Raw genomic sequence first — 25,549 nt, 5'->3', positions numbered from 1 at the left:
TCCAGCTCTGTATATAAAAATGAGAACGTACCCTGCAAACGTTAAGTTCTCTTGCCTGAGCCGTTTCATGGCAATGAGTCTTATGGAAATAATAAATCCCGCAATGGGAAAAACTAACGGAATGACAGAATGAATTTGCATGAATATCAAGCCAAACAGCTGTTTGCTGAATTCGGTTTGCCCGTACCGGAGGGTTATGCCTGTGATACACCACAAGAAGCAGCGGAAGCAGCCGGAAAAATTGGTGGTGATAAATGGGTAGTAAAATGTCAGGTACACGCAGGCGGCCGGGGTAAGGCTGGTGGTGTAGAGCTGCACACAGATAAAGAGGCCATTCGCGAATTTGCCCAGAAGTGGTTGGGTAAAAATCTGGTTACTTATCAGACAAATGCCAATGGTCAGCCGGTTACGAAAATTCTGGTGGAAGCCGCATCGGGTATTGCCAGTGAAATGTATCTAGGCGCGGTTGTTGACCGCTCTTCCCGACGGGTTGTTTTTATGGCCTCCACTGAAGGTGGTGTTGAGATCGAAAAAGTTGCAGCAGAAACGCCGGAACTGATCCACAAAGCCGCTATTGATCCTCTTACCGGGCCTCAGCCGTATCAGGGGCGTGAGCTGGCATTCAAACTGGGTCTGGAAGGTGAGCAGATCAAACAGTTTACTCAGATCTTTATGGGGCTGGGTAAGATGTTCACTCAGTACGATCTTTCTCTGCTGGAAATTAACCCTCTGGTGATTACCAACGAAGGTAATCTGCTTTGTCTGGACGGAAAAATCAATATTGATTCTAATGCCCTTTACCGTCAGCCAGCACTGAGAGAAATGCGAGACCCTTCCCAGAAGGACGAACGTGAAGCACATGCGGCACAATGGGCGCTGAACTATGTGGCTCTGGACGGCAATATCGGCTGTATGGTGAACGGTGCTGGTCTGGCGATGGGTACCATGGATATCATCAGTACCTATGGTGGTCAGCCGGCTAACTTTCTGGATGTAGGCGGCGGTACGACCAAAGAGCGTGTCAGTGAAGCGTTCAAAATTATTCTTTCCGACAGCAAGGTAAAAGCGGTACTGGTGAATATTTTCGGTGGTATCGTGCGTTGTGATCTGATTGCAGACGGCATTATCGGTGCTGTTCAGGAAGTCGGTGTGGAAATTCCGGTTATTGTACGCCTTGAAGGTAATAAAGCCGATATCGGCTCGCAGAAGCTGGCAGACAGTGGTCTTAACATTATTGCTGCGACTTCTCTGACTGAAGCAGCAGAAAAAGCTGTAGCAGCAGCGGAGGGCAAATAATGTCGATTCTTATTGATAAAAACACTAAGGTTATCTGTCAGGGCTTTACCGGCGGTCAGGGAACTTTCCATTCAGAACAGGCGCTGGAGTACGGTACTCAGTTGGTTGGCGGTGTCTCTCCAGGTAAAGGCGGTCAGACTCATCTTGGTTTACCGGTCTTCAATACGGTTCGCGAAGCCGTAGAAGCAACCGGTGCGACAGCATCGGTGCTGTATGTACCGGCACCATTCTGTAAAGATGCGATTCTGGAAGCAATTGATGCGGGCATCAAGCTGATTGTTACCATTACTGAAGGTATTCCAACACTGGATCTACTACAGGTAAAAATCCGTCTTGAAGAAGCCGGTGTTATGATGATAGGCCCTAACTGTCCGGGCATTATTACTCCGGATGAATGTAAGATCGGCATTATGCCCGGACACATTCATAAGAAAGGTAAGGTAGGGATTGTTTCCCGCTCTGGTACACTGACGTATGAAGCGGTGAAGCAAACCACAGACGAAGGCTTTGGTCAATCTACCTGTGTCGGGATTGGCGGTGACCCTATCCCCGGGTCTAACTTCATTGATATTCTGACATTGTTCCAGGACGATCCGGAAACGGAAGCGATTGTGATGATTGGTGAAATTGGTGGTACAGCAGAGGAAGAAGCTGCTGCCTTTATTAAGGCACATGTCACCAAACCTGTCGTGTCTTATATTGCTGGTGTGACGGCACCGAAAGGCAAACGCATGGGGCATGCCGGCGCTATTATTTCTGGTGGTAAAGGTACGGCGGAAGATAAATTTGCGGCTCTTGAATCTGCTGGGGTAAAAACGGTAAAAAGTCTGGCCGATATTGGCAAAGGGCTAAGAGAGATCACCGGTTGGTGACACCGTATCGCAGCATCTACTGTTAGGCGCAACTTTCAGTCATTGACAATCTGATGTCATACAAAGCCCGGGTCTTTACTGTCCGGGCTTTGTCATTCTTTCCGGATGGTACGGATTTTATTTGCAATGAAAATGAGAATAGGTATTATTCATTGCTCTTGGGTTTTACCAAATACCGGCTGTAAAGCGGGACTCGCGTATTTAATTTATGGGATGAAGAGTTTGTTATGTCTTCAGGTGATGTTATGAGCAGGTTAACCCGGGGTGTTTCCCGGATGGTGACCGTATGTATTTTTCCGTTTCTGGTCACCATGGCTTTCGCTGATGATCTTAGTCAGGCCAATACACTGGAGAAAAAGAATATCAGTGAATCGGTTAAAAGCCAGCAACGGATCAACACCAGCAGTGATCGAAGCTTTACTTTGAAAGCGGATATTGAAAGTCTGGAAGCTGAGGTGGCAAGCCTGAAAATCTATCGGGATCATTTGGACAGCTTAGTACTGAGTCAGCAACAGGAGCTGAGTAGTCTGGATGACCAACTGACACAAATTGATATAACCAAACGCAGTGTCGTGCCTCTGATGTACCGTATGCTGGACAGTCTGGAAAGCAGTATTACCAATGATAAGCCTATCCGGCCTGAGGCACGTAAAGCACGTCTTAATGATCTTAAGTCCATGATGAGTCAGGCAAATGTCAGTGATGCCGAGAAATATCGCCGTATTCTGGAAGCGTATCAGATCGAGTTGGACTATGGGATCAAACTGGGCAGTTTCAAAGGTGATATCCGTGCTGACGGGATAACCCGCGAGGCTGAACAGCTGTATATCGGTCGGGCAGTTCTGGTCGCCCGCAGCCTGGATCAACAGAAGTTCTGGTCATGGAATACCCAGCAGAAGCAGTGGGATGAGCTCTCTTCTGCGATGGGATCTGAAATTAATAAAGCGTTTGCAATCGCCTACAAACAGGCTTCTCCGAATATACTTACTTTGCCGGTATCGCTTAAGGAGGGAGAATAATGACATCACTCCGCTCATTCATTTATCTTACACTTCTGACGGCGATTACTCTGCCGGCAAGTGCTGCTGTGGAACAGCTGCTGGATAATACCAAAGTTGCTTATGCAGAACAGGTGCAGGAAAACCGGCAGCGTGAAGGCGGTTTCCGCCAGACGGAAGCGGAACTGAAAGCCAAAAAACGTGCGCTGGAACAGCAACTCGCTGCGTTGCAGGCTGATTCGGATCGGCTCAGTGAGCAGTTCGGAAAAAATGAACAGCAACTGGCAGAAAAAGAACAGACACTGCATCTGGCCAGCGGTAGTCTGGGCGAACTGTTTGGGGTGGTGCGTCAGGTTGCCAAAGAGCTGCTGGTTGAAATGAAACAGTCGGTGGCTGCTGTCGGTAAAGCCGCGCAGATGACACTGGTCAGCGATATTGTTGCTGCCAAAACATTGCCGTCTGCCGGGCAGTTGGAAGGGTTATGGCAGGTTCTCGCAGATCAGATCAAAGCCAGCAGTCAGGTAGAAGATATTCCAGTCAGCTATGTCAGTGGTGATGGCGTCTATACGGACATCACCGCAAGACGCATGGGAAGCCTTGGCCTGCTGGGCGACCAGGGGTATCTGAAGTGGGACAGTCATATTCAGGCTGCTGCCGATTATCTGCGCCAGCCTCCTCAGGTACCGACCAGCAGTGCGGTATTAACAGACAATACCGGCTCGTTTGCTGTGGATATGTCCCGGGGCAGCCTGCTGGAACAACTGGCGAATGAACCGGATCTGCTTGAGCGTTTTGCGCAGGGGGGAGTTGTTGGCAAAATTATTGCGGTACTGCTGGTGATCGGTATTGTGATTGGTCTTGTCAGAGGGGGTTCACTGTTGCGCATTCAGGCTCAGATCCGTTTACAGCTAAAACAGTCCGGTCAGCCGGGCAATAATCCTCTCGGACGTATTCTGCAGGTGTACCAGGAAGATAAAGCTCTGAATGTGGAAGCTCTGGAGCTGCGGCTGCTGGAATCTATAGTGGATGAACAGCAGCACTTGGAGAAAGGCCTGTCTCTGATCAAACTGTTTGCGGCATTGGCTCCTATGTTGGGGCTGTTGGGAACCGTGACCGGCATGATAGAAACCTTCCAGACGATTACTCAGTTTGGTAATGCTGATCCGAGGGTGATGGCCGGCGGTATTTCGATGGCACTGGTCACTACAGTTCTTGGTCTGATTGCCGCTATGCCTCTGTTGTTGCTGCACAATATCCTCAGCTCTCAGGCGGGTAACATCAGTGCCGTTATTGAGAAGCAGGGTATCGGTCTGGTTGCAGAAAGAGCAGAGCAGCAGCTTGAGGCTACGGTCTGATGGATTGGCTGCACGTCATTATTCAGGCTGTGGGCTGGGGGAATAGCTTGTATGCCTTTAATGATTTTATGCACCGTGGCGGCCCCGTTCTCTGGTGGCTGGCACTGGCTGTCGGGTTATTCTGGCTGATTGTTTTTGAACGTTTGATTTATTTGTATTGCAGTTTTCCTAAGCGCCGGCATTTCTGGGTGAGTCTGTGGCAGAAACGTACAGATCGTCACTCCTGGTTTGCCAGACAGCAGCGTGCGGCGTGGCTGGCACAGGCAAACAGCGAGCTTTTTCAGTATATGAACCTGTTGAAAGTACTGGTCACCCTGTTCCCTATGATCGGTCTGCTGGGAACCGTAACCGGCATGATATCGGTATTTGATGTACTGGAAGCTCAGGGGAGTGCACAACCGAGGTTAATGGCAACCGGTATTTCTATGGCAACCTTGCCAACCATGGCCGGAATGGTGGCTGCACTGGCTGGAATGTTTACCTATTCCCGGCTGGTAAAACTGAACGAATCCAGAGCACTGCATCTGGAACGGTTAATGAGAGCGAAGTAGGCAGAGGCAATGAGATTAGGACAACGTAAAAAACAGCAGGATGAAGCACAGGTTGATATGACCTCTATGCTGGATATCGTCTTTATTATGCTGATCTTCTTTATTGTGACCAGCTCTTTTGTCCGTGAATCCGGTATGGAAGTTAACCGGCCTCAGGCTGAGCATTCCGCCAGTCAGAAAGACGCAGGGATTTTTATCGCGGTAACGGCAGACAATGATGTGTATATCGATAAACGTCTGGTGGATGTGGAAAGAGTACAGGCTACGCTGGAACATATGTTGCTGGAGCAGCCGAATGCCTCGCTGGTGATCCAGGCGGATAAGTACGCATTTAACGGCACGGTTGTTCAGGTCATGGACGGAGCAAAAGGTGCCGGTATCCAGAAGATAGCTCTGGCAACGGCAACGAAGTAGGTGATGGTATGAAGCGCCTCTTGTTGAGCTTACCTCTGGCCATTGTAAGTACATTCCTGCTGTTCAGTGCTATGGTTTGGATGGTTGGAGTTAATACTGGTCGTGCGCCGGATCCTGAATCGGCTGTCCGGTTTGATCTATTTATGATGGAACATGAAGATCCGGCTAGACCGCGAATGAGACGCCTTCCGGATCCCCCGGAAAAGCCTAAAGTTGCTCCGGCGGAAACACTGGCAGCTGTGTCTATGGAACATCAGCCTCTGGAATCGGTGTTGCCAGATGTACCGCAATTGGAAATGGATTTCTCTGTGACCGGACTAGCGGTTGCGGCACCGAACGTTCCGGCACAGCCAGCGCCAACGGCTCAGGGGATGAACATTGGTCAGAATCTGCAGGTTATGCCGCTGCACCGAATGGAACCACGGTATCCGCAGCGTGCGCTGCAACGGAAGATCGAAGGCTATGTGATTCTGTCGTTCAGCATTGATAAAACCGGAATACCGGAAGATATCGAAGTCGTTGAAAGCCAACCTGCGCGCATCTTTGATCGTGAAGCCTTACGGGCACTGAAACGCTGGAAGTATCAACCGCAGACAGTGAATGGCGTGGCGGTGAAAAGAACCGGTCAGACGGTCAAACTTGAGTTCAGGATTAAGGAATAATGCGCTACCTATTCATATTACTGTTTGTTCTTGTGACACCGCTTAAGGCTGAAGAATTATCCCGCCATGTGGCACTCAAAGTGTATGAGGCGTTCCAGAAGCAGCAGGAAGAACAGACTGGTGAAGCGATAAAGCTGCTGGAAACCATCGATTCAACACGCAGTTATGATCAGGCTTATGTGCAGAGAATGCTGGGTATTTTTTATTGGCAACAGGGCGCATCAGATAAAGCAGAACAAGCATTAACGTTGGCTGTTAAACAGCAGGCTCTGGACGGAGAGCAGCATTTGGATACACAGCGTATGCTGGCAGAAATCCAGTTGTATCAACAGCATTTTGATTTGGCTATCGGGAATTTTAAGGCGGTTATCCGCAGGACAACAGAAAAATCCAAACTTGCTGCCTACTGGCTGAGGGTTGCACAGGCTTATTATGCGCTGGAAAAATGGACATCCGTATTGGATGCGATTTCTTCCTATCGGAAAAATATTACCATGCCGGAGGTGAACGCGCTGAAACTGCAACTGGCTGCTGAAATTAGTCTCGAACGCTGGACATTAGCAGTACAAACCACAAAGCAATTGCGCAGCCGTGAGCCACAAGAACAGGATTGGTGGAAACAGTTGTATAGCTTGCTGCTACGCACAGAGAAGAACCGAGAGGCTTTGACGGTACTACAACAAATGGAACGTGCTGGCTTTGTCCTTACTCAATCGGAAATAACAACACTGGCCGGTTTATATGCAGATCAACAACTGCCCGCTCAGGCGGCAAAGTGTTATGCCCGTCTGGATAATCTGAACAACGATGCAGGGCTTTTGGTGAATCAGGCAAGGTACTGGCAGCAGGCTCGTGAATGGGATAGAGCATTGCTCAGTTGGGAAAAGGCTGTAGCGATAGATACTCAGCATCGCTGGTCTTACGCTCGGTTACTACTGCAAGAAGGGCATTATCAGCAGGCACTAGTGCAGTTGAATCAGATCAAAAAACCATCAGAGCAGATACTGCTGGCCAGAGTTCAGGCTCACTACCGTCTGAAACAGTTCGGCCTTGCAGAGACGGTTGCAAACCAAGCCTACAGAGTCGCACAGAGTAAAGTCGCCAGAGAATGGCTGGATTATCTTGAGAGAAATATCACACCTTAACGTACACCGTGCTCTACAATTGATTAGTAGGTCAGTAGAGGGGTGAGGGATGAATACATACAGAATCGCTCAAAAAGACAGCACTCTCAGAGCGGTCAATATTGATGAAAAGGATGGAATCGCTATCATCCGTTCATTGGAAGACGATGGTTATATGATTGTGACCAGTCTGATAGAAGCCGGAGATCCGGAAGAGGCCGTGCAGCAGTATCTTAGTCAGGAACAATATCTCAGTCAGGAAAAGGCAATACCTCCGGAATATCAGGAGCCTGTTAGTCAATCTGAAGAGGAGCCGGAAAAAGACAGTCTGTTATGGGATATATTCAGGATTCTGTTTGTGATTGCGATGATTATTGCCGCAGAAATGTGATAAATCTCATATAATTTCCTGAATATACAAAAAGCTGGCAATTGCCAGCTTTTTGTATATTTGTAATCAGACCTTACGCTGTCAGATTTTCTTCAACAAAGGCCCAGTTAACCAATGCCCAGAAACCGCTTAAATAGTCAGGGCGAACGTTGCGGTAATCGATATAGTATGCATGCTCCCACAGGTCAGCTGTCAGTAGCGGAGTAACGCCTTCGTCAGTCAAAGGTGTGGCTGCATTTGATGTATTGACGATATCCAGAGAGCCGTCGGCTTTCTTCACCAGCCAGGTCCATGATGAACCAAAGTTATTGACTGCCATATCGTTGAATTTATCTTTAAATGCCGCGAAAGAACCGAAAGTGGCGTTGATAGCATCGGCTACTGCACCGGTTGGTTCACCGCCGCCGTTGGGTGACAGACAGTTCCAGTAGAAGGTGTGGTTCCACACTTGTGCTGCGTTGTTAAAGATACCACCAGTAGAGGTTTTGATGATCTCTTCCAGGGTTTTATTTTCAAACTCAGTCCCCGGGATCAGACCGTTCAGTTTTACCACGTATGTGTTGTGGTGCTTACCGTAGTGGTATTCCAGTGTCTCTGCTGAGATATGGGGTTCCAGTGCGTCTTTTGCATAAGGAAGTGCTGGTAGTTCGAATGCCATTACAAATTTCTCCATTGATTTCAAAGGGAAGATCCCTTTTTTGCTTCCAATTGTATTTTTAATAAATAAGTCGTTACGACTGACTTAAGTTTATTTTAGCAAGTTTTTACTTTATTAAAACCCCGATAACAAAAAAATATTGAATTTGTTACCTATGCCTGAGGAAAACAGACGAGCATTATTGGTAATAGGAGTGTAGACGTCGGGGAGTAATTCCACACTCAGAATAGGCTTTTTATTCTTGTGTAAACCAGTAGAATGGGCGGCGTAAAGTCAGTAACAATAAGACGAGAACACATATGGAAACCATTGAGAAGATTAAAAAGCAAATTGGTGAAAACCCGGTTCTGCTGTATATGAAGGGTTCACCGAAGCTGCCGAGTTGTGGATTTTCTTCACAAGCGGCTCAGGCGCTGATGGCTTGTGGTGAAAAATTTGCTTATGTTGATATTCTGCAAAATCCGGATATTCGTGCCGAATTACCAACCTATGCACAGTGGCCGACTTTCCCTCAATTGTGGGTAGAAGGCGAGTTGGTGGGCGGATGCGATATTATTCTGGAAATGTTCCAGAAAGGAGAGCTGCAGCCGTTGATTAAAGAAGCGGTCGCAAAAAATTCCGCAGAATAAGTATGGTATAAATAAAGAGGCCGCTAATGAAAAACAGCGGCCTCTTTGCATGTGAAAGTCAGGTAAGATTACAGCGTCATCGCAGCAATCCAGCCGAAGATCACCAGCGGGATATTGTAATGAATAAAAGTGGGTACAACGGTTTCCCATATGTGTTCATGCTGGCCGTCAGCATTCAGGCCGGATGTAGGACCAAGGGTCGAATCCGAAGCAGGGGAACCTGCATCACCCAGTGCAGCAGCAGTACCAACCAGAGCAATTGTCGCCATTGGTGAAAAGCCGAACGCTGCACACAGAGGTACATAAATGGTGGCAATAATCGGAATTGTGGAAAAAGAAGAGCCGATTCCCATCGTTACCAGCAGGCCGACAACCAGCATCAGCATAGCGGCCAGGCCTTTGTTGTCCCCAATACTGGTGGCCAGAGATTCAACCAAGGTTTCCACTCCGCCGGTCTGTTTCATTACGGCAGCAAACCCGGCGGCCGCAATCATAATAAAGCCAATCATCGCCATCATGTGTACACCTTTGGTGAAAACATCATGGGTCTCTTTCCATTTGATCATGCCTGAAATGGTGAACACCATAAAACCGGCCAGACCACCGATGATCATTGAGCCTGTCATTAACTGTGCACCCAAAGCAACGATAATCCCCGCGATAGAAATAGTGATATTTTTCTTATCCACTTTTACATCGGTATGGATATGAGTCATCTCAGTTTCCGGATACTCACGAGGTTTACGGTAGGTTACCAAAATCGCTAAAAACAGACCGGCAACCATGCCTAATCCCGGCAGCATCATGGCCGTTGGAATCTGACTGGCTACCACACCGGTCAGACCGTTATCGTGCAAATTCTTCAGAAGAATATTATTCAGAAAGATACCACCGAAGCCGATAGGCAGAACCATATAAGGGGTGATCAGACCAAATGTCAGCACACAAGCAATAAGACGGCGGTCTATTTTCAGCTTGGCAAATACGCCTAACAGAGGTGGAATTAAGATTGGAATAAAGGCGATATGGACCGGAATAACATTTTGTGACGACATGGTGATCAGAATAAGAGCGCCGATGGTCGCAAATTTCAGACCGGTTTTGGCTCCTTCATGCCCCTGACCATGAATACGTTTAATGACCTTTTGTGCCAGCAGATCGGTAAGACCCGATTTGGATATCGCAACTGCGAAAGTACCCAGCATGGCATAACTCAGGGCTATCGTTGCACCGCCCCCCAGTCCGCTTTCAAAGGCCGCGACTGACTCGTTCAGGCCCATACCTGAGACAAGGCCACCGATAACTGCACTGAAAGTCAGGGCAACAACAACGTTGACCCTCATCAGTGCCAGCAGTAGCATAATGCATACAGAAATGACTACAGGATTCATATTTTTCTCAATAGTTAGTTGTGTTTGTTTATTTCTCTTGTGCCGTTTCCGCCAGATTGACAGGCCAGCCTCCCAGTGCTTTCCACCGGTTAACGATACCGCAGAACAGCTCAGCGGTTTTTTGCGTGTCATACAGCGCGGAGTGGGCTTCTTTATTGTCAAAATCCATCCCGGCGACTCTGCAGGCCTTAGCCAGAACGGTTTGCCCGTAAGCTAATCCGCTCAGTGCTGCCGTATCAAATGTTGCAAAGGGATGGAAAGGGACGCGTTTCAGACGGCTGCGTTCAGTGGCAGCCATCACAAAGCTGTGATCAAATGTTGCGTTATGAGCAACCATAATGGCTCGGCTGCAATCGGTGTCTTTCTGTTCTTTTCTGATTTGCCGGTAGATTGTTTTTAGTGCTTCCTGCTCAGTAACAGCACCGCGTAACGGACTAAAAGGGTCTCGTATGCCGTTAAATTCCAGAGCTTCTTTTTCTATATTAGCCCCCTCAAAAGGCTCAATATGGAAATGCAGTGTTGTTGCCGGATGCAGATCACCCTGTTCATCCATCGTCAGTGTGATTGCACAAATTTCCAGAAGTGCATCGGTTTTTGCATTGAAACCTGCTGTCTCAACATCGATTACAACCGGAAAATAGCCACGAAACCGGCTTTTTAGCGTTAATAGTTCTTTATCTACAGTCATATTCAGCTTATCAGAGAGATTGAACGCCGCATTATTACAAATATTTGTTCTGAGCTAAATGGCAAATCGCAGTTCTTCGGTCGGTTTTTGTGTGGAAATAAGATAAGGAGTCGATACGGACGCGATGTTGGCTGGTTTTTTGCTATATCATTACACAGTGATCGGAAGCATAGCGGAATAAGCCGCCTACAGACGCGAAAGCGGCAAGGATTCGCCGTACCGGATTGAGAAGTGAGTACCCAGTAGTGATGAAAAAGCAGATTGCCACCAGTGTTTTTATCTCGGCAGCCCTGATATCTCCGATATCTGAGGCGCTAGACCTGCGCTATGCGGCCATGCCTGAACAGTCAGAGTGGAGTATGGCGGCAAATACACCACTGGAATGCCGTCTGGTTCATCCGATCCCGAATTACGGACAGGCAGAGTTTTCTTCTCACGCCAGTAAAAAAATCAATCTGGATTTTGAACTGAAAATGCTCAGACCAATGGGTGCCACGCAGGATGTCAGTCTGGTTTCACTGCCGCCGCAATGGCGTCCGGGAGAAAGTGCGGAACGTATTTCAAACATAAAATTCTTCAAGCAATTTGACGGCTATATTGGTGGTCAGACGGCGTGGGGCATACTCTCCGAATTGGAGAAAGGCCGTTTTCCAACGTTCAGTTATTCTGACTGGCAGAGCCGGGATCAGGCTGTAGAAGTCTCTCTCTCTCCGGTGATGTTTCAGCAGCAGTATAATGCATTCAGTCTGTGTATTAATCAGCTTCTGCCTTATAGTTTTGAAGATATCTCTTTCACCATACTGCATTACGACAGAAACAGCGATCAACTGAATAAGGCATCACAAAAGCGTTTGGCACAAATAGCGGAATATGTCAGACATAATCAGGATATCGATTTGGTGTTGATTAATACATACACCGATCGCAGTGGAGCTAAAGGGGTGAACCAGAACCTTTCTGAACGCCGGGCGGTTGTTCTGAGAGATTACTTTAAGTCACTGGGGCTGGATGACAACCGGATTCAGATTCAGGGGTATGGCGAACGTCGGCCAATTGCAGACAACAGTTCTCCTATCGGTAAAGATAAAAATCGCCGGGTAGTGATTTCTTTGGGACGCAGCCAGATATAATCCGCTCAGTTTAGTTTGAATTTGGCAATAATCTCACAATTGCTGGCGCAATCCAGATTCTGCACTAAACGGGCAACATTTGGATTTGGGTGGCGCTTGATAAAGTGGATCAACGCTTTTTTACAGCATCCGAGCGAATCAATAAAAGCATCGCACTGATGATTCGGACATTGAGGAACCAATGTCAGGATTTTTTCTGATGCTAACTGCAGATATTTCAGTTCGAACTCAGGATCGCCACTGACTCGCCAGAAGTTTGCCAGGTTGTGGCATGAAATAACACTGATTGTGATTAACTCATCCAAATCGTCTAGTGTTTCACTTAATTGATCGCAGACATTGAGTGCTTGCTGATAGTGCAGTATACCGCGTGAGTAATCTTTTTCCGCCATAGCCTGATCGGCCAGCAGTGTATGTTTTTCCCATTGATGTATGTCTGGAAGGGTAGTCATTGTTCTATTCCATTTGTTAGTTATCCCTGATATCCGGATGCTAAATGATAATTATTTGCAAGTAAAGTGTTTACTTTGTAAATATATCGGCAGTTATCTGCAATAAAAAAGCAGCCATCATGCTGGCTGCTTTCGTGTGTGTATTCAAGCAATAGCAGTTATAAAATAACCGTCTTATTGCCGTGCACGAATACATGGTCGTTGACCACTTTATTCAGAGCTTTGCTCAGTACGTTTTTCTCTACATCGCGTCCGGCTTGAGCCATATCCGTTGCACTGAAATTATGGTCAACCGGAATTACGTCCTGCTTGATGATAGGTCCTTCATCTAGATCATTGGTGACAAAGTGAGCCGTTGCTCCAATGATTTTTACACCACGGTCATAGGCTTGTTGATACGGTTTAGCACCGATAAAAGCCGGCAGAAAGCTGTGGTGGATGTTAAGAATACGGTGATGGTAGCGCTCGACAAACCCCGAAGTCAGTACCCGCATATATTTTGCCAGCACAACATAATCCGCCTGATACTGGTCGATAACTTCCAGCATTTTCGCTTCATGCTCTTCGCGGGATAGACCTTCGTGTGACACGAAATGATACGGAATATCAAATTTCTCAGTCAGCCCCTGCAGTTTGTCATAGTTACCTATAACGGCAGCGATATCGATATCCAGACTGCCGTCATAAGCTTTGATCAGAATGTCACCCAGGCAGTGAGCTTCTTTGGTTACCAGAATAACGACTTTTTTTCGTGAGGAGCTCACTAGTCGGCGTTTTGCATGCTGAGGCAGTGCCTGATCCAGGTCCTGAAGGAAGGTTTCGTCATTAAAAATTCCTTCTAATTCAGTACGCATAAAGAAATGCCCGCTGGCGTTATCCACAAATTCATTATTATGAATAATGTTCAGCTGATGCTTGTAACAGATGTTGGTTATTTTTGCTATCAGACCCGGTGCGTCACTGCAGTGGGTAAGCAAAGTTTTCTTTTCCATTCGGTCTACTTCCGTGAATAATTATTTTATTTTGTAAAAATATTTTCTGCGGCTCACTAATAGTGAAAGGGTGAGCTAAGCCTCAATCTGACCCTTATAATTAATCTATTATGAAGTCGAGTTCAACAAATATGCTTCAAACCAATTATTACACTGATGAGGTCTGAGTTGAACAGATACACACAAGTTGTGAGGTAAAGTGTATGGATCGGGATCTGTTAGCACGTAAATTATACGTGGAAAGAGTGAGTGAATTGGTCGGCCATGACGTGGATGAAAGCGTGCTGACCGAGTTATGGGAAAGCAAAGCAACACCGGCAGAAGCTGCGAAATCAATTTTAGATGATGGAAAGAGCTTTGAAGGCCCGGCATGGTTATCCAGATATCTGAACAGAAAATAATTGGAGAGGATTGAGCCAGTACCTGAGTAACTTTTGGTTAAGCAATATTTCGGTTAAGCAATATTTCGGTTAAGCAATAAACAGAATTCACGGTGCGGGTCTGAAGATGCAGGCTCGCACCGTTTTATTTACTCCATCACCCTATGCCTATTTAGGGTATACTCCTGGCATCTTTTTCTGTTCTATACCGGTTATGATTTGTAAAACTTTTTCTGCAGATGGTGCTCTGGGACGGGCAATTCCCGGTTTCCAGCCAAGACAGGCTCAGTTGGATATGGCGGTTGCGGTGGAGAAAGCCATCCGTGAGCAGTCGCAGCTTGTGGTTGAAGCCGGAACCGGAACCGGTAAAACCTTCGCTTATCTGGTGCCTGCACTTCTGAGCGGTAAGAAAATCATTATCAGCACAGGTTCAAAAAACCTGCAGGAACAGTTGTTTCACCGAGATCTCCCTCTGATGGTCGATGCTCTGGGTTTTTACGGTCAGGTTGCTCTGTTAAAAGGACGTTCCAATTATTTGTGTCTGGATCGTCTGAGCCGTCATATGGTGGAAAGTCATACTAATGAAGCGGATCCCACGCTGCTGTCACAACTGATAAAAGTCCGCAGTTGGTCATCGGAAACCCGAACCGGGGATCTGGGCGACTGTGATGAAATTGCTGAAGACAGCCCGGTTATTCCCGCTATTACTTCAAATAATGATAACTGTCTGGGCAAAGACTGCCCGAGTTATCAGGACTGTTTTGTGTTGAAAGCCCGCAGGAAGGCACTGGAAGCCGATGTGGTGGTGGTGAATCACCATCTGTTTCTGGCTGATCTGGCAATTAAGGAAACCGGCTTTGGTGAATTAATCCCGGAAGCGGATGTATTTATATTTGACGAGGCACACCAGCTTCCGGATATCGCCAGCCAGTATTTCGGTCAGTCGGTTTCCAGCCGGCAGATACAGGAGCTGGCAAAAGATGTCGAGATCGGTTACCGGACGGAAGCCCGGGATATGCGTCAGTTGCAGAAAGTGGCAGAGCGGCTAGTACAATCGGCGATGGATTTGCGCATAATTCTGGGAGATTCCGGTTTCCGGGGAAACTGGCGCGAAGCTCTGCAATCTGATGCTATCGTGCGTGAGGTCGTTCGGGTTAAAGATGCGCTGGAACTGGCGACAGATGTACTGAAACTGGCGTTGGGACGCAGTCAGCTACTGGATGCTGCATTTGAGCGGGCCAGTACGATTCGCTCTCGGATTGAGCGGGTGTGCGATGTGTCGGTTACCGGCTATTCCTACTGGTTTGATACGACGCCGCGCCATTTTAGCCTGCACATTACCCCGCTTTCTGTCGCGGATAAGTTCCGCGAACAGGTACAGCAAAAGCAAGGGGCGTGGATTTTTACCTCTGCGACACTGGCGGTGTCTGGAAATTTTGCTCACTTCACCTATCGTCTGGGGCTGGATCCTAAAGAACAGTTTTCTCTGCCGAGTCCATTTGATTATGCTCGTCAGGCTCGTCTTTGTGTCCCTCGATACCTGCCGGAGCCTAATAGTCCCGGAATGGCTGAAAAGCTGGTCAGTATGCTTTCACCTGTGATCATGCAGAACCGGGGGCGCTGTTTTTTTCTCTGTACTTCCCATGCAATGATGCGTGATCTGGCAGAGCGGTTCCGCGAAACACTGGATCTTCCGGTTCTGATGCAGGGAGAAACCAGTAAGCAGAAATTGCTGGCTGAATTTATGCAGTTGGGAAATGCGCTTCTGGTGGCAACCGGTGCTTTCTGGGAAGGCATTGATGTTAGAGGTGATGCCTTAAGCTGTGTTATCATCGACAAATTACCCTTTACGGCTCCGGATGATCCTCTGTTGAAAGCCCGGATTGAGGATTGTCGTTTAAGGGGGGGGGATCCTTTTATTCAGGTTCAGATGCCAGAAGCTGTGATCACCCTGAAGCAGGGTGTCGGGCGTCTGATCCGGGATGAAAATGATAAAGGTGTGCTGATTATCTGTGATAATCGTCTGGTAACACGGGAATACGGTGGCGTATTTCTGCAAAGTCTTCCTCCCATCCCCCGCACCCGCGATTTAACTAAGGTATCGGCATTTCTGCATCAGATATCTGACGGGCTGTAGTCAATAATTTACTAACCGATTGAGGCGTTAATGAGCGCAAAGATTCTTGCTCTGGATACGGCGACAGAAAATTGTTCTGTTGCTCTGTTACACAATGGAACCATTTACTCCCGCAGTGAAATTTCCCCACGGGGTCATGCAAGCAAAATTCTCCCAATGGTGGAAGAAGTGCTGCAGGAAGCGGGTTTGACACTGTCTGAACTGGATGCTCTGGCATTCGGTCAGGGTCCTGGTAGTTTTACCGGTGTACGAATTGGCACCGGTATTGCACAGGGGTTAGCATTCGGAGCTGGTATCCCGCTGATTGGCATTTCTACACTAGCGGCAATGGCTCAGGCAATATACAGACAATACGGTAAAACCCACGCAGCCTGTGCCATTGACGCCCGGATGAGTGAGGTGTACTGGGCGCGTTTTGTGCGTCAGGAAAATGGCGCGTGGCAGGTGGTCGATGAAGAGTGCGTTATTCCGCCGCAGGCCTTATGTGTTAGTGTTGCTGCAGATGAGCCTGTCTGGGCTCAGGCCGGAACCGGGTGGGATGCGTATCAGGAAGCATTATCCGGTCTGGTGATAAAGCGGGAGCCGACAGAGGTTCTGTTCCCTGAGGCTGAGGATATTGTCGTGTTGGCAGAGCAGGCACTGGCGGCCGGAAATACAGTGGCTCCGGAAGAGGCTTCACCAGTCTATCTGCGTGATAACGTCGCATGGAAAAAACTGCCCGGACGGGAATAAAGGGTCAGGAATACAATATACTGACAATAGTGACGAACAGTAATGGTAATGATTAACGGCATTAACACCAGCGCGGTTTCTCAGGCCGGAAAGCCGAACCGTCGGCCGGGTGTCAGACAGGAAAATAACTCTGGGGAGGCTGCTCAGCCTACCCAGCTTGCCCGTGCTGTTTCTCACTCTATCCGTCGTGCGGATGAAGCCGATATTGAGAGAGCAAGGGTTCAGTACGATCTGCCGGAAGGGCATTCCAGAAGAGCCATGCAGGAGTATATGAACATATTTAATCAGGCCCGGAAAGAAGAACTGTCGCAACTTGTCGGTGTGAATCTTTTTATTTAGCCGTTGTTTCCTCCCTTTTCCTGCTATTTTCCCCGATATTCTCTTGGTGATCCGACCTTGACTTGGTATAGTTTTCCGCCCTGACGAATGGTTCCGGATCGGTATCCGGAATCTTACTCATATGTAAAATTCAGCTAATATCAGGAGTTGTAGAGTGGATAAACCGTGGCTAGCTTCTTATCCGGAAGATGTACCTGAAACCATTAATCCGGACGCCTACCCGTCACTGGTTGACATGTTTGAAGAATCCATACGCAAATACGCTGATCAGCCTGCCTTTGTGAATATGGGGGCAGTGATGACTTTCCGTAAGCTGGAAGAACGCAGCCGGGCTTTCGCGGCTTATCTGCAAAATGAACTGAAACTGAAAAAAGGCGACCGCGTTGCTTTGATGATGCCGAATCTGCTGCAATATCCGGTGGCACTGTTTGGTATTCTGCGGGCGGGTATGATCGCGGTTAACGTTAATCCGCTCTATACCCCACGCGAGCTGGAGCATCAATTGATCGATGCTGATGTCAGTACCATTGTGATTGTTTCCAGTTTTGCACATACCCTGGAACAGATCGTTGCCAACACTCCCGTCAGACATGTCGTTCTCACCAGCATTGGGCAGATGCTGCCGAGAGCCAAGGGTACGGCCGTGGACTTTGTTGTGAAATACGTCAAAGGCATGGTGCCTAAATATCACCTGCCGGGAGCCGTTTCGTTTCGTAAGGCGCTACGCAGGGGGCGGCGTCAGCAGTACGTAAAACCTTATATTGCTGGGGATGATATTGCCTTTCTGCAGTACACCGGAGGCACAACCGGGGTGGCAAAAGGCGCAGTGCTTACCCACCGGAATATGGTTGCCAACGTGATGCAGTCCAAAGGGGTTTACGCACCAGCGCTGAAAGCCGGGCGTGAGCTGATTGTAACGGCTCTGCCGCTTTATCATGTTTTTGCTCTGACGGTAAACTGTCTGCTGTTTATTGAGATGGGAGGGCAGAATCTGTTGATCACCAATCCGAGGGATATTCCCGGATTTATCCGGGAGCTGCAGAAATATCCGTTTTCTGTGCTGATCGGTGTGAATACTCTGTTTAATGCTCTGCTGAATGATGACAATTTCCATGAACTGGATTTTAGCAGCTTTAATCTGACGATTGGCGGTGGTATGGCAGTGCATCAGGGCGTAGCGGAGCGCTGGAAAAAAGTAACAGGCATTCCTGTTCTGGAAGGTTATGGTTTGACGGAATGTTCGCCGCTGGTTGCCGTGAACCCATACAATCTGCCTGAGTATAACGGTTCTGTCGGCCTGCCGGTCTGTTCGACTGAAGTGCGTATCGTTGACGAAGCGGGTCGGGTTTTGCCTTATGATCAGACTGGCGAACTGCAGGTCAGAGGCCCGCAGGTAATGCAGGGATACTGGCAGCATGGCGATGCCTCTTCCGGTGTGCCGGATGCTGAGGGCTGGCTGTCCACCGGGGATATTGTCCGTTTTGATGAACAGGGTTTTATCTATCTGGTGGATCGAAAAAAAGATATGATTCTGGTGTCCGGATTTAATGTCTATCCGAATGAGATTGAAGATGTGGTCTCTTTGCACGGTAAGGTGCTGGAAGTTGCTGCTGTCGGCGAACCGCATGAAGTGACAGGTGAAGTGGTAAAACTGTATGTGGTCCGGCGGGATCCCAGTCTGACCAGCCATGAAATTATTACCCATTGTCGTCAGTATCTTACTGGGTATAAGATACCGAAAGTGATTGAATTTCGTGATGAACTGCCGAAAAGTAATGTCGGTAAAATTATACGCAGAGCACTTCGTGAAGAAACTGAAGCGAAACCAGGAGTGAATTCCTGATATACTCAGATACAGTTTCTGCCAAGAATAAGTCTGAACACGCATATGCCGGCAAAACAGCCGGCATTGTTATTTTAATTTTCCGTTGAATGGGAACCCTGTGAAGTACCAGATAATTGATACCGTTTCCGGTCTGGAACACGTTTGTCGCTCTGCCCGGGAGGCAGAAGCGGTCATGCTTGATACCGAGTTTGTCCGTACCCGTACCTACTATCCTCAGTTGGGACTGATCCAGTTATTTGATGGTGAACGTCTTTCGCTTATCGATCCTCTTGCTATTGAAGATATGAGTGCTTTTGCTGATTTGTTGCGCGATGGTGCCGTACTGAAAGTGCTGCATGCCTGTGGAGAAGATCTGGAAGTGTTTCGCCATTCATTTGGTTGTGTGCCGTTTCCTATGGTAGACACTCAGTTGATGGCTGCATTTCTGGGGCATGGTTTGTCGACCGGGTTTGCCGCACTGGTCAGTGAATATCAGGGGATTGAGCTGGATAAAAGTGAGTCCCGTGCTGATTGGCTGGCTCGTCCACTTTCTGAGCGGCAACTGGAATACGCAGCGGCGGATGTATTTTATCTTGCTCCGTTGTTCGAACAGTTGCAGCAACAGGTTTCTTCTGCCGGCTGGTGGGAGGCGGTTGTGCAGGAATCGGAACTGACGGTGGCTAAGCGGGGAGAAACGACAGACCCTGAACTGGCTTATCTGGATATCAAGGGGGCATGGCAGCTAAAACCGGAACAGCTTGCAATCCTGAAAACGCTGGCAACTTGGCGGGTAAAAGAAGCTTTACGCCGGGATCTGGCTCTGAACTTTGTTTTTAAGGAGCAGGATCTCTGGACGGTTGCCCGCTACGGGATCACCAGCTTGAAGCAGATGGAGCAGGAAGGATTTGATATCCGGGCGATTCGTCGTCATGGTGAGCGCATTGTGGCTATGGTCAGGCAGGCACAAAAGCTCTCTAAAGAAGAGTGGCCGGAGAGTATTGACCGCCTGATGGACTATCCCGGTTATAAGCAGCAATTTAAGCTGTTAAAGGATGAAGTGAAAAAGGCGTCACAGGCCAGTGGGCTGGCAACGGAGTTTCTGGCATCCAAAAAACAGTTGAACCAGTTTTTAAGCTGGGTATGGAAGAAAGAACGCAATCCGGAACGACTGCCGGACGTGATGCAGGGCTGGCGTAAAGAACTGTTGGGTAATAAGCTGGATGGTCTGATAAAGTAGTCCGGCATTAGCCGAAAATAAAAAGAGCCGCAGTAACGGCTCTTTTTGAATAAGCAGATAATAAACCGGTTTAGAATGTTTGGCTGTACTGCAGACCGATCAGAATAGCATCGGCGTGAGTGGTGGCGTTAAGATGGCTGACATATGTGCCTGCTGCTGCACCATAAGCAGCTGAAAAATCTTGAGATTCTGTAACATCAACATCTTCACCCAGCAGATAGGTAAAGCCGAAGTCGATATTAGATTTTGCAGTCAGATTATAGGTAAAACCTGCTGAGAACCAGTTACGGTCTGAATCTGGTACTGAAATTGAAGTGATCTCATCCTGAGCACTGGTGTCATACATATAACCGGCACGCAGTGTCCAGTCATTATTCAGGTAATAGGTTGTACCAATAGAGTAGTGCATTCCATTTTGCCACTCATAGGTTTTAATTGTTCCGGCATCTTTAGCTTTTAGTGTGTCAAAGGTATTCCAGCCGATCCACTGTACACTGTAATGTACGGCAAATTTACTGTCCTCGAGACGGTGATAACCAGACAATTCCCAGATATCCGGTAGCGGAAGAGTCAGAGTATCGTCGTCATAGGTCACTCCGCTTCGGTACACATCGCCTTTAACTTTGAGTTCAGGACTATAATGGTATGCCAAACCAAAACGGTTATTATCATCCATTTCATAAACTGTGCCCAGGTTGAAACCGACACCCCAGCCATCAGCATCGATATCCAGTAGCTTTGCACCGCTGGCAGTGGCTCTCTGCATTTTCCCCTGACCGTAGATAATATCCAGTCCGGCACCAAGACTCCACTGCTCATCGATCCGGTACGAACCGGCTAGGCCAAAGTTGATACTTTTTATATCGGTAGTACCACCGAATTCACCCGCTACGTAGCTGTCATTAAATTCGGTTTTGGTGCCAAAGTTTGTATAGGCATTAATACCAACAGCGAATTTTTCGTTAAGTGGCACAATCAGGTGCAGGTTTGGCGCATATGAAGTACTGCCTGCACTATCATAATCGGCTGAAGATGTTGTTGTGCCCGTAGCGTTAGTATATTCCGCATCTTTTACTTTAATCAGGGTCTTAATAGAAACTACACCCAGTGAAAGTGCCGTCTCATCAAACAATGCCATAGCAGCGGCATTTTTAGCCATAACGGAAGCGTTATCTGCGATAACGGCATCACCGGCAAATGCACGGCCAAGGCCAGTTGCGGACTGAGAGTTTAGCTGAAAGCCGGCAGCCATAGCTTGCTGAGAAGCCAGAGCCACGACAGTTGCGATTACCGATTTCTTAAACAGAGACGGTTTTTTCATGGATTGTACCTTTTTGAGAGATGGTGCTCTCTTTACTGGAGATGAATTCTGTATCTGAGTTATTACTCAGTTGGGCGCTGATGGTAGTGGTTATCACTTGGGATAGAAATCCGACCACAGGGGTGTTTGAAGGGAAAATCTGCAAATTTGTGGTAATCATACGGGAAATGGCAGTTAATTTTCCTGAATTAGAGTTATAGCTCTAATCGTGTTTGGCTGGTTTGCCGAACGCCGTGTTCTTGTCTATGCGATTTTATTCGCGGCGTAAAGAATTAAAGTTACGATAAATTGATCTACTTCAAAATAATATGCTGTCATATCGTTATAGTACTCATTGTCATCTAGTTAACCTTTTGGGGTTAATTTTGTTGAGCAAGATGACACTTCCTTTTGAAGGCTGACTTTACTTTCTCCTAATCAGGAAACTGATTATTTTCAATTGGCGTAAGTTAATTGGTTTATAGAAATTCCGACCACACAATTACTTGTGTGGTTTTTTTTTGCCTATAGTTTTCTGTATAGCGATTAAAAACCGGAAGTTAACATGATGCAGAAGCAGGAAGTGAAAACCCGGAGCGGAGAAAGGATAGCCGTCGTTAACGGATTAAGAACCCCTTTTGCCCGGCAGGGAACCGCATTTAAGCAGGTTCCGGCAGTTGATTTGGCTAAGACACTGGTTAACGAACTTCTGACCCGGAGTGATATTCCTGCTGGGCTGATCGAACAAGTGGTCTTCGGACAGGTGATCCAGATGCCGGCAGCACCTAACATTGCCCGAGAGATTGTACTTGGCACAGGGATGGCGGTCACTACCGATGCTTACAGTGTGACACGTGCTTGTGCCACCAGTTTTCAGGCTGCGGTAAGTCTTACTGAAAGTATTATGTCCGGAACTGTCGATATCGGGATTGCCGGAGGTGTGGATTCTACGTCAGTTCTTCCTGTTGGCGTCTCCCGAAAACTGGCCTCTGCCTTGTTGGATCTGCACCGGGCCAGAACGCTCTGGCAGCGCCTGAACATTCTCCGAACTCTTTCCTTTCCAGATCTTCTTCCGGTTCCGCCTCCGATTGCAGAATATTCCACCGGCCTGTCTATGGGACAGACCGGAGAGCAGATGGCTAAATCGTATGCGATATCCCGTACAGATCAGGATGCTTTTGCCCATCGTTCACATACTCTGGCTGCGCAGGCATGGCGGGAAGGGAATATACGGAATGAAGTGATGACGGCTTTTCCCGAACCCTATACGCAGTGGATTGAGCAGGATAACAATATTCGCCATGATTCAGAATTAGCCAATTATGCCAGACTATCTCCGGTTTTTGACCGTGATTCCGGTACGGTAACCGCCGGAAACAGTACCCCTCTGACTGACGGGGCTGCGGCTATGTTGCTGATGCGGGAGGGGCGGGCAAAAGAACTCGGACTGAGTGTGCTTGGCTATATCCGTTCTTATGCATTTACGGCCAATCAGGTACAGGAAGATATGCTGCTTGGCCCTGCGTACGCAACACCTCTGGCTCTGGATCGAGCGGGTATCACTCTTGCCGACCTGGATTTAATTGACATGCATGAGGCGTTTGCTTCTCAGGTGCTGGTGAATATTCTGCAGTTAGGCAGTCAGACGTTTGCCCGGGAGCAATTAGGCCGTTCCCGGCCAGTGGGGGATATCGATATGGATAAATTTAACGTGCAGGGTGGCTCTCTGGCCTACGGGCATCCGTTTGCGGCTACCGGAGCCCGCATGATCGTTCAGACGTTGAGAGAGCTGCAGCGCAGAGGCGGTGGACTGGCGCTGGCTACAGCCTGTGCTGCAGGTGGTATCGGGGCTGCCATAGTGCTGGAGGGAGAGGTATGAATAAGCATAAGCCGCTGACTCTGAATATCGATGATGAACATATCGCCTGGCTTGTTGTTGATGTGCCAGCAGAGAGCATGAATATACTCCGGCAGGAAAGCATAGAGCAGTTGGGTGAACTCCTGACGGAGCTGGAACGGTGTGTCGCAGAGCTGAAAGGACTGATTATTTATTCCGGTAAGGCAGACAGTTTTATTGCCGGAGCCGATGTACATATGATCGATGCTTGCCGGACGGAAGCTGAAGCGAAAGAACTGGTGGAATCCGGTCACCGCGTATTTAACCGTCTGAGCCGGTTACCGTTTACAACCGTCGCTGCCATTCATGGTGTCTGTCTGGGGGGCGGGCTGGAACTCTCTCTGGCCTGTGATTACCGCATTTGTTCGAATGCAGACAGTACCCGCCTGGGGTTACCGGAAGTGCAACTTGGTCTTCTGCCCGGGGCGGGGGGGACACAACGTCTGCCGAGGCTGATTGGTCTTATTCCAGCACTGGATATGCTGCTGACAGGTAACCCGGTTCGGGCGCTTAAAGCCCGTAAGACGGGGCTGGCGGATGCTGTGGTTCCGCTAAGTATTCTGCCGGAAACTGCTCGTCAATACGCACTGCAACGTAAACCCAAACGCCGGTTACCGGTAAAAGAATATCTGTTGTCACGTAACTGGGTCGGTCGCAGGCTGGTTCTGGATCAGGCGGAGAAAAAAGCCCAGCAAAAAGCCAGGGGAAATTATCCGGCGATAGGTAAGATCATCAGTGTAGTCGATTTCGGACTAAGGCATGGACTCAGCAAAGGGCTGGATAATGAGATCCTGAATTTTTCTGAGCTGGTGATAACACCGGAATCCAAGGCTCTGCGTGCGCTCTTTTTTGCCACAACAGCGATGAAAAAAGAGACCGGCTCAAAAGCTTCGCCTAAACCTGTTACCGCTATCGGTGTACTGGGTGGTGGTCTGATGGGGGGAGGAATTGCTTATGTTAGTGCAGTCAGAGCGGGTGTTTCTGTACGGATAAAAGACATCACTAATGATGGCGTTCTGAATGCGATGCGCTACAGTCACCGTTTACTGACGCAAGCGTGCCAGCGGGGAAGAATGACGCCCCAACAGCAGCAGAGAATAATGCTGCAATTGTCCGGAGGTTGTGACTTTACCGGCTTTAACCGGGTCGATATCGTGCTGGAAGCCGTTTTTGAAGATTTGTCGCTCAAGCAGCAGATGGTTACTGAAACGGAACAGCACACGGGCAGAGAGACGATATTTGCCAGTAACACATCGTCGTTGCCGATCCGGAAGATTGCGGAAAAAGCCGCCAGACCAGAGAACATTATCGGAGTGCATTATTTTAGCCCGGTGGAAAAAATGTCTCTGGCCGAAGTGATTCCCCATGATGGTACTTCGGCACAGACAATTGCCACCGTGGTTGATTTTGTCCGTAAGCAGGGCAAAACGCCGGTTGTAGTAAAAGATCGTGCCGGTTTTTATGTGAACCGCATTCTGGTGCCGTATATTTATGAGGCGATACGGATCCTGCTGGAAGGGGTGCCGATGGAAGTGATAGATAAGGCTCTGGTTAATGGAGGCTTTCCTGTCGGGCCAGTTTCACTGCTGGATGAGGTCGGAATGGATATTGGTGCGAAGATGATGCCTGTGCTGGTAAGTGAATACGGCTTGCGTTTTCAGGGGCCGGATATTCTGGAGACCATGCTGAAGGATGGGCGAAAAGGCAGAAAAAGCGGTCGTGGCTTCTATCTTTACAAAGGAAAGAAAAAAGTACCGGACAAGAGCGTATATCGTCTGCTGAAGCTATCTCCCCAGCCGGGACTGAATGAACGGGAAATCGTCTTTCGTTGTCTGTTCCCAATGCTGAACGAAGCCGTTCGTTGTCTGGATGAAGGTATTATCCGCAGTGCCAGAGACGGAGATATAGGGGTTATCTTCGGCATTGGCTTCCCGCCGTTTACCGGAGGCCCTTTCCGCTACATGGAACAATACGGAATAGCAAAGCTGGTGACTAAGATGAACGACTACGCGAACCGGTATGGTAACCGCTTCGCTCCCTGTGCTGGTTTACTTTCCCGTATGGAAGAAGACCGCAGGTTTTATTAATATTATAGAGAA

The 25,549-nt window shown here is 48.2% G+C and carries 25 protein-coding genes; 19 read left to right on the top strand and 6 right to left on the bottom strand.

The genetic code is table 11. The features are described from left to right. Positions 1–129 precede the first annotated feature (129 nt). The 9 genes from sucC (at position 130) to CSW98_RS14690 (ending at position 7,663) form a co-directional block, all read left to right on the top strand. Positions 130–1,296, top strand: a complete 1,167-nt coding sequence (sucC, locus tag CSW98_RS14730; protein WP_100801235.1) for an ADP-forming succinate--CoA ligase subunit beta — start codon at positions 130–132, stop codon at positions 1,294–1,296. Next, positions 1,296–2,168 (top strand): succinate--CoA ligase subunit alpha, encoded by an 873-nt coding sequence (sucD, locus tag CSW98_RS14725; protein WP_100801234.1) that lies wholly within the window; start codon positions 1,296–1,298, stop codon positions 2,166–2,168. The genes sucC and sucD overlap by 1 nt, the downstream gene beginning before the upstream one ends. A gap of 275 nt (positions 2,169–2,443) precedes the next feature. Then, positions 2,444–3,187, top strand: coding sequence for a DUF3450 domain-containing protein (locus CSW98_RS14720; protein ID WP_100801312.1), 744 nt, complete (start codon positions 2,444–2,446; stop codon positions 3,185–3,187). Continuing rightward, positions 3,187–4,521, top strand: coding sequence for a MotA/TolQ/ExbB proton channel family protein (locus CSW98_RS14715; protein ID WP_100801233.1), 1,335 nt, complete (start codon positions 3,187–3,189; stop codon positions 4,519–4,521). Before CSW98_RS14720 ends, CSW98_RS14715 begins: the two co-directional genes overlap by 1 nt. Then, positions 4,521–5,072, top strand: coding sequence for a MotA/TolQ/ExbB proton channel family protein (locus tag CSW98_RS14710; protein ID WP_100801232.1), 552 nt, complete (start codon positions 4,521–4,523; stop codon positions 5,070–5,072). Before CSW98_RS14715 ends, CSW98_RS14710 begins: the two co-directional genes overlap by 1 nt. Before the next feature lie 9 nt (positions 5,073–5,081). Continuing rightward, positions 5,082–5,486 carry an ExbD/TolR family protein gene (locus CSW98_RS14705; protein ID WP_100801231.1) on the top strand — a complete coding sequence of 135 codons (405 nt, stop codon included), beginning with the start codon at positions 5,082–5,084 and terminating at the stop codon, positions 5,484–5,486. Positions 5,487–5,494: 8 nt separating this feature from the next. Beyond that, complete coding sequence (locus CSW98_RS14700) at positions 5,495–6,148, top strand: energy transducer TonB (protein ID WP_100801230.1); 654 nt, start codon at positions 5,495–5,497, stop codon at positions 6,146–6,148. Continuing rightward, positions 6,148–7,293: a tetratricopeptide repeat protein gene (locus tag CSW98_RS14695; protein ID WP_100801229.1), complete on the top strand. Its 1,146-nt coding sequence runs from the start codon at positions 6,148–6,150 to the stop codon at positions 7,291–7,293. Before CSW98_RS14700 ends, CSW98_RS14695 begins: the two co-directional genes overlap by 1 nt. Before the next feature lie 49 nt (positions 7,294–7,342). Further along, entirely contained in the window at positions 7,343–7,663 is a 321-nt protein-coding gene (locus tag CSW98_RS14690; protein WP_100801228.1) for a hypothetical protein, read from the top strand. Between the two features lie 73 nt (positions 7,664–7,736). Here the strand turns inward: CSW98_RS14690 and sodB are convergent, their stop codons facing one another. Next, positions 7,737–8,321, bottom strand: coding sequence for a superoxide dismutase [Fe] (gene sodB, locus CSW98_RS14685; protein WP_100801311.1), 585 nt, complete (start codon positions 8,319–8,321; stop codon positions 7,737–7,739). 299 nt (positions 8,322–8,620) lie between these two features. Here sodB and CSW98_RS14680 point away from each other — a divergent pair, with 299 nt between their 5' ends. Then, complete coding sequence (locus tag CSW98_RS14680) at positions 8,621–8,950, top strand: Grx4 family monothiol glutaredoxin (RefSeq protein ID WP_100801227.1); 330 nt, start codon at positions 8,621–8,623, stop codon at positions 8,948–8,950. A gap of 68 nt (positions 8,951–9,018) precedes the next feature. On the opposite strand, the gene CSW98_RS14675 is transcribed toward CSW98_RS14680, so the two are convergent. Next, entirely contained in the window at positions 9,019–10,341 is a 1,323-nt protein-coding gene (locus tag CSW98_RS14675; RefSeq protein WP_100801226.1) for a Na+/H+ antiporter family protein, read from the bottom strand. 28 nt (positions 10,342–10,369) lie between these two features. Further along, positions 10,370–11,029 carry a ribonuclease T gene (gene rnt / locus CSW98_RS14670; RefSeq protein WP_100801225.1) on the bottom strand — a complete coding sequence of 220 codons (660 nt, stop codon included), beginning with the start codon at positions 11,027–11,029 and terminating at the stop codon, positions 10,370–10,372. 248 nt (positions 11,030–11,277) lie between these two features. Between rnt and motY the strand changes: the two genes are divergently transcribed. Beyond that, the gene (motY, locus tag CSW98_RS14665) at positions 11,278–12,159 is read left to right on the top strand and encodes a flagellar protein MotY (protein WP_100801224.1); all 882 of its coding nucleotides are present in this window, start codon (positions 11,278–11,280) and stop codon (positions 12,157–12,159) included. A gap of 5 nt (positions 12,160–12,164) precedes the next feature. On the opposite strand, the gene CSW98_RS14660 is transcribed toward motY, so the two are convergent. Beyond that, entirely contained in the window at positions 12,165–12,611 is a 447-nt protein-coding gene (locus CSW98_RS14660; protein WP_100801223.1) for a DUF2753 family protein, read from the bottom strand. A 158-nt stretch (positions 12,612–12,769) separates the two neighbouring features. Beyond that, positions 12,770–13,603 carry a formyltetrahydrofolate deformylase gene (gene purU, locus CSW98_RS14655; protein WP_100801222.1) on the bottom strand — a complete coding sequence of 278 codons (834 nt, stop codon included), beginning with the start codon at positions 13,601–13,603 and terminating at the stop codon, positions 12,770–12,772. A 203-nt stretch (positions 13,604–13,806) separates the two neighbouring features. On the opposite strand from purU, the gene CSW98_RS14650 reads away from it, so the two are divergent. The 6 genes from CSW98_RS14650 (at position 13,807) to rnd (ending at position 20,253) form a co-directional block, all read left to right on the top strand. Then, positions 13,807–14,004, top strand: a complete 198-nt coding sequence (locus CSW98_RS14650) for a hypothetical protein (protein ID WP_100801221.1) — start codon at positions 13,807–13,809, stop codon at positions 14,002–14,004. 193 nt (positions 14,005–14,197) lie between these two features. After that, complete coding sequence (gene yoaA / locus CSW98_RS14645; protein ID WP_100801310.1) at positions 14,198–16,120, top strand: DNA repair helicase YoaA; 1,923 nt, start codon at positions 14,198–14,200, stop codon at positions 16,118–16,120. 30 nt (positions 16,121–16,150) lie between these two features. Next, complete coding sequence (tsaB, locus tag CSW98_RS14640) at positions 16,151–16,852, top strand: tRNA (adenosine(37)-N6)-threonylcarbamoyltransferase complex dimerization subunit type 1 TsaB (RefSeq protein WP_100801220.1); 702 nt, start codon at positions 16,151–16,153, stop codon at positions 16,850–16,852. 48 nt (positions 16,853–16,900) lie between these two features. Then, positions 16,901–17,191, top strand: coding sequence for a chromosome partitioning protein ParA (locus CSW98_RS14635; RefSeq protein WP_232733538.1), 291 nt, complete (start codon positions 16,901–16,903; stop codon positions 17,189–17,191). Positions 17,192–17,345: 154 nt separating this feature from the next. Next, on the top strand, positions 17,346–19,034 hold the full coding sequence (gene fadD / locus CSW98_RS14630) for a long-chain-fatty-acid--CoA ligase FadD (protein WP_100801218.1): 1,689 nt from the start codon (positions 17,346–17,348) through the stop codon (positions 19,032–19,034). A 100-nt stretch (positions 19,035–19,134) separates the two neighbouring features. After that, positions 19,135–20,253, top strand: coding sequence for a ribonuclease D (gene rnd, locus CSW98_RS14625; protein WP_100801217.1), 1,119 nt, complete (start codon positions 19,135–19,137; stop codon positions 20,251–20,253). A gap of 70 nt (positions 20,254–20,323) precedes the next feature. On the opposite strand, the gene CSW98_RS14620 is transcribed toward rnd, so the two are convergent. Continuing rightward, positions 20,324–21,574: an outer membrane protein transport protein gene (locus CSW98_RS14620; RefSeq protein WP_100801216.1), complete on the bottom strand. Its 1,251-nt coding sequence runs from the start codon at positions 21,572–21,574 to the stop codon at positions 20,324–20,326. A gap of 547 nt (positions 21,575–22,121) precedes the next feature. Here CSW98_RS14620 and fadI point away from each other — a divergent pair. After that, complete coding sequence (gene fadI / locus CSW98_RS14610; RefSeq protein WP_100801309.1) at positions 22,122–23,432, top strand: acetyl-CoA C-acyltransferase FadI; 1,311 nt, start codon at positions 22,122–22,124, stop codon at positions 23,430–23,432. After that, positions 23,429–25,537 (top strand): fatty acid oxidation complex subunit alpha FadJ, encoded by a 2,109-nt coding sequence (gene fadJ, locus CSW98_RS14605; protein WP_100801214.1) that lies wholly within the window; start codon positions 23,429–23,431, stop codon positions 25,535–25,537. The genes fadI and fadJ overlap by 4 nt, the downstream gene beginning before the upstream one ends. The last annotated feature ends 12 nt before the right edge of the window (positions 25,538–25,549 follow it).

Source organism: Vibrio sp. HA2012, assembly GCF_002812955.1.
Lineage (GTDB): Bacteria > Pseudomonadota > Gammaproteobacteria > Enterobacterales > Vibrionaceae > Vibrio.
This window is presented reverse-complemented; position numbering and strand designations above follow the sequence as displayed.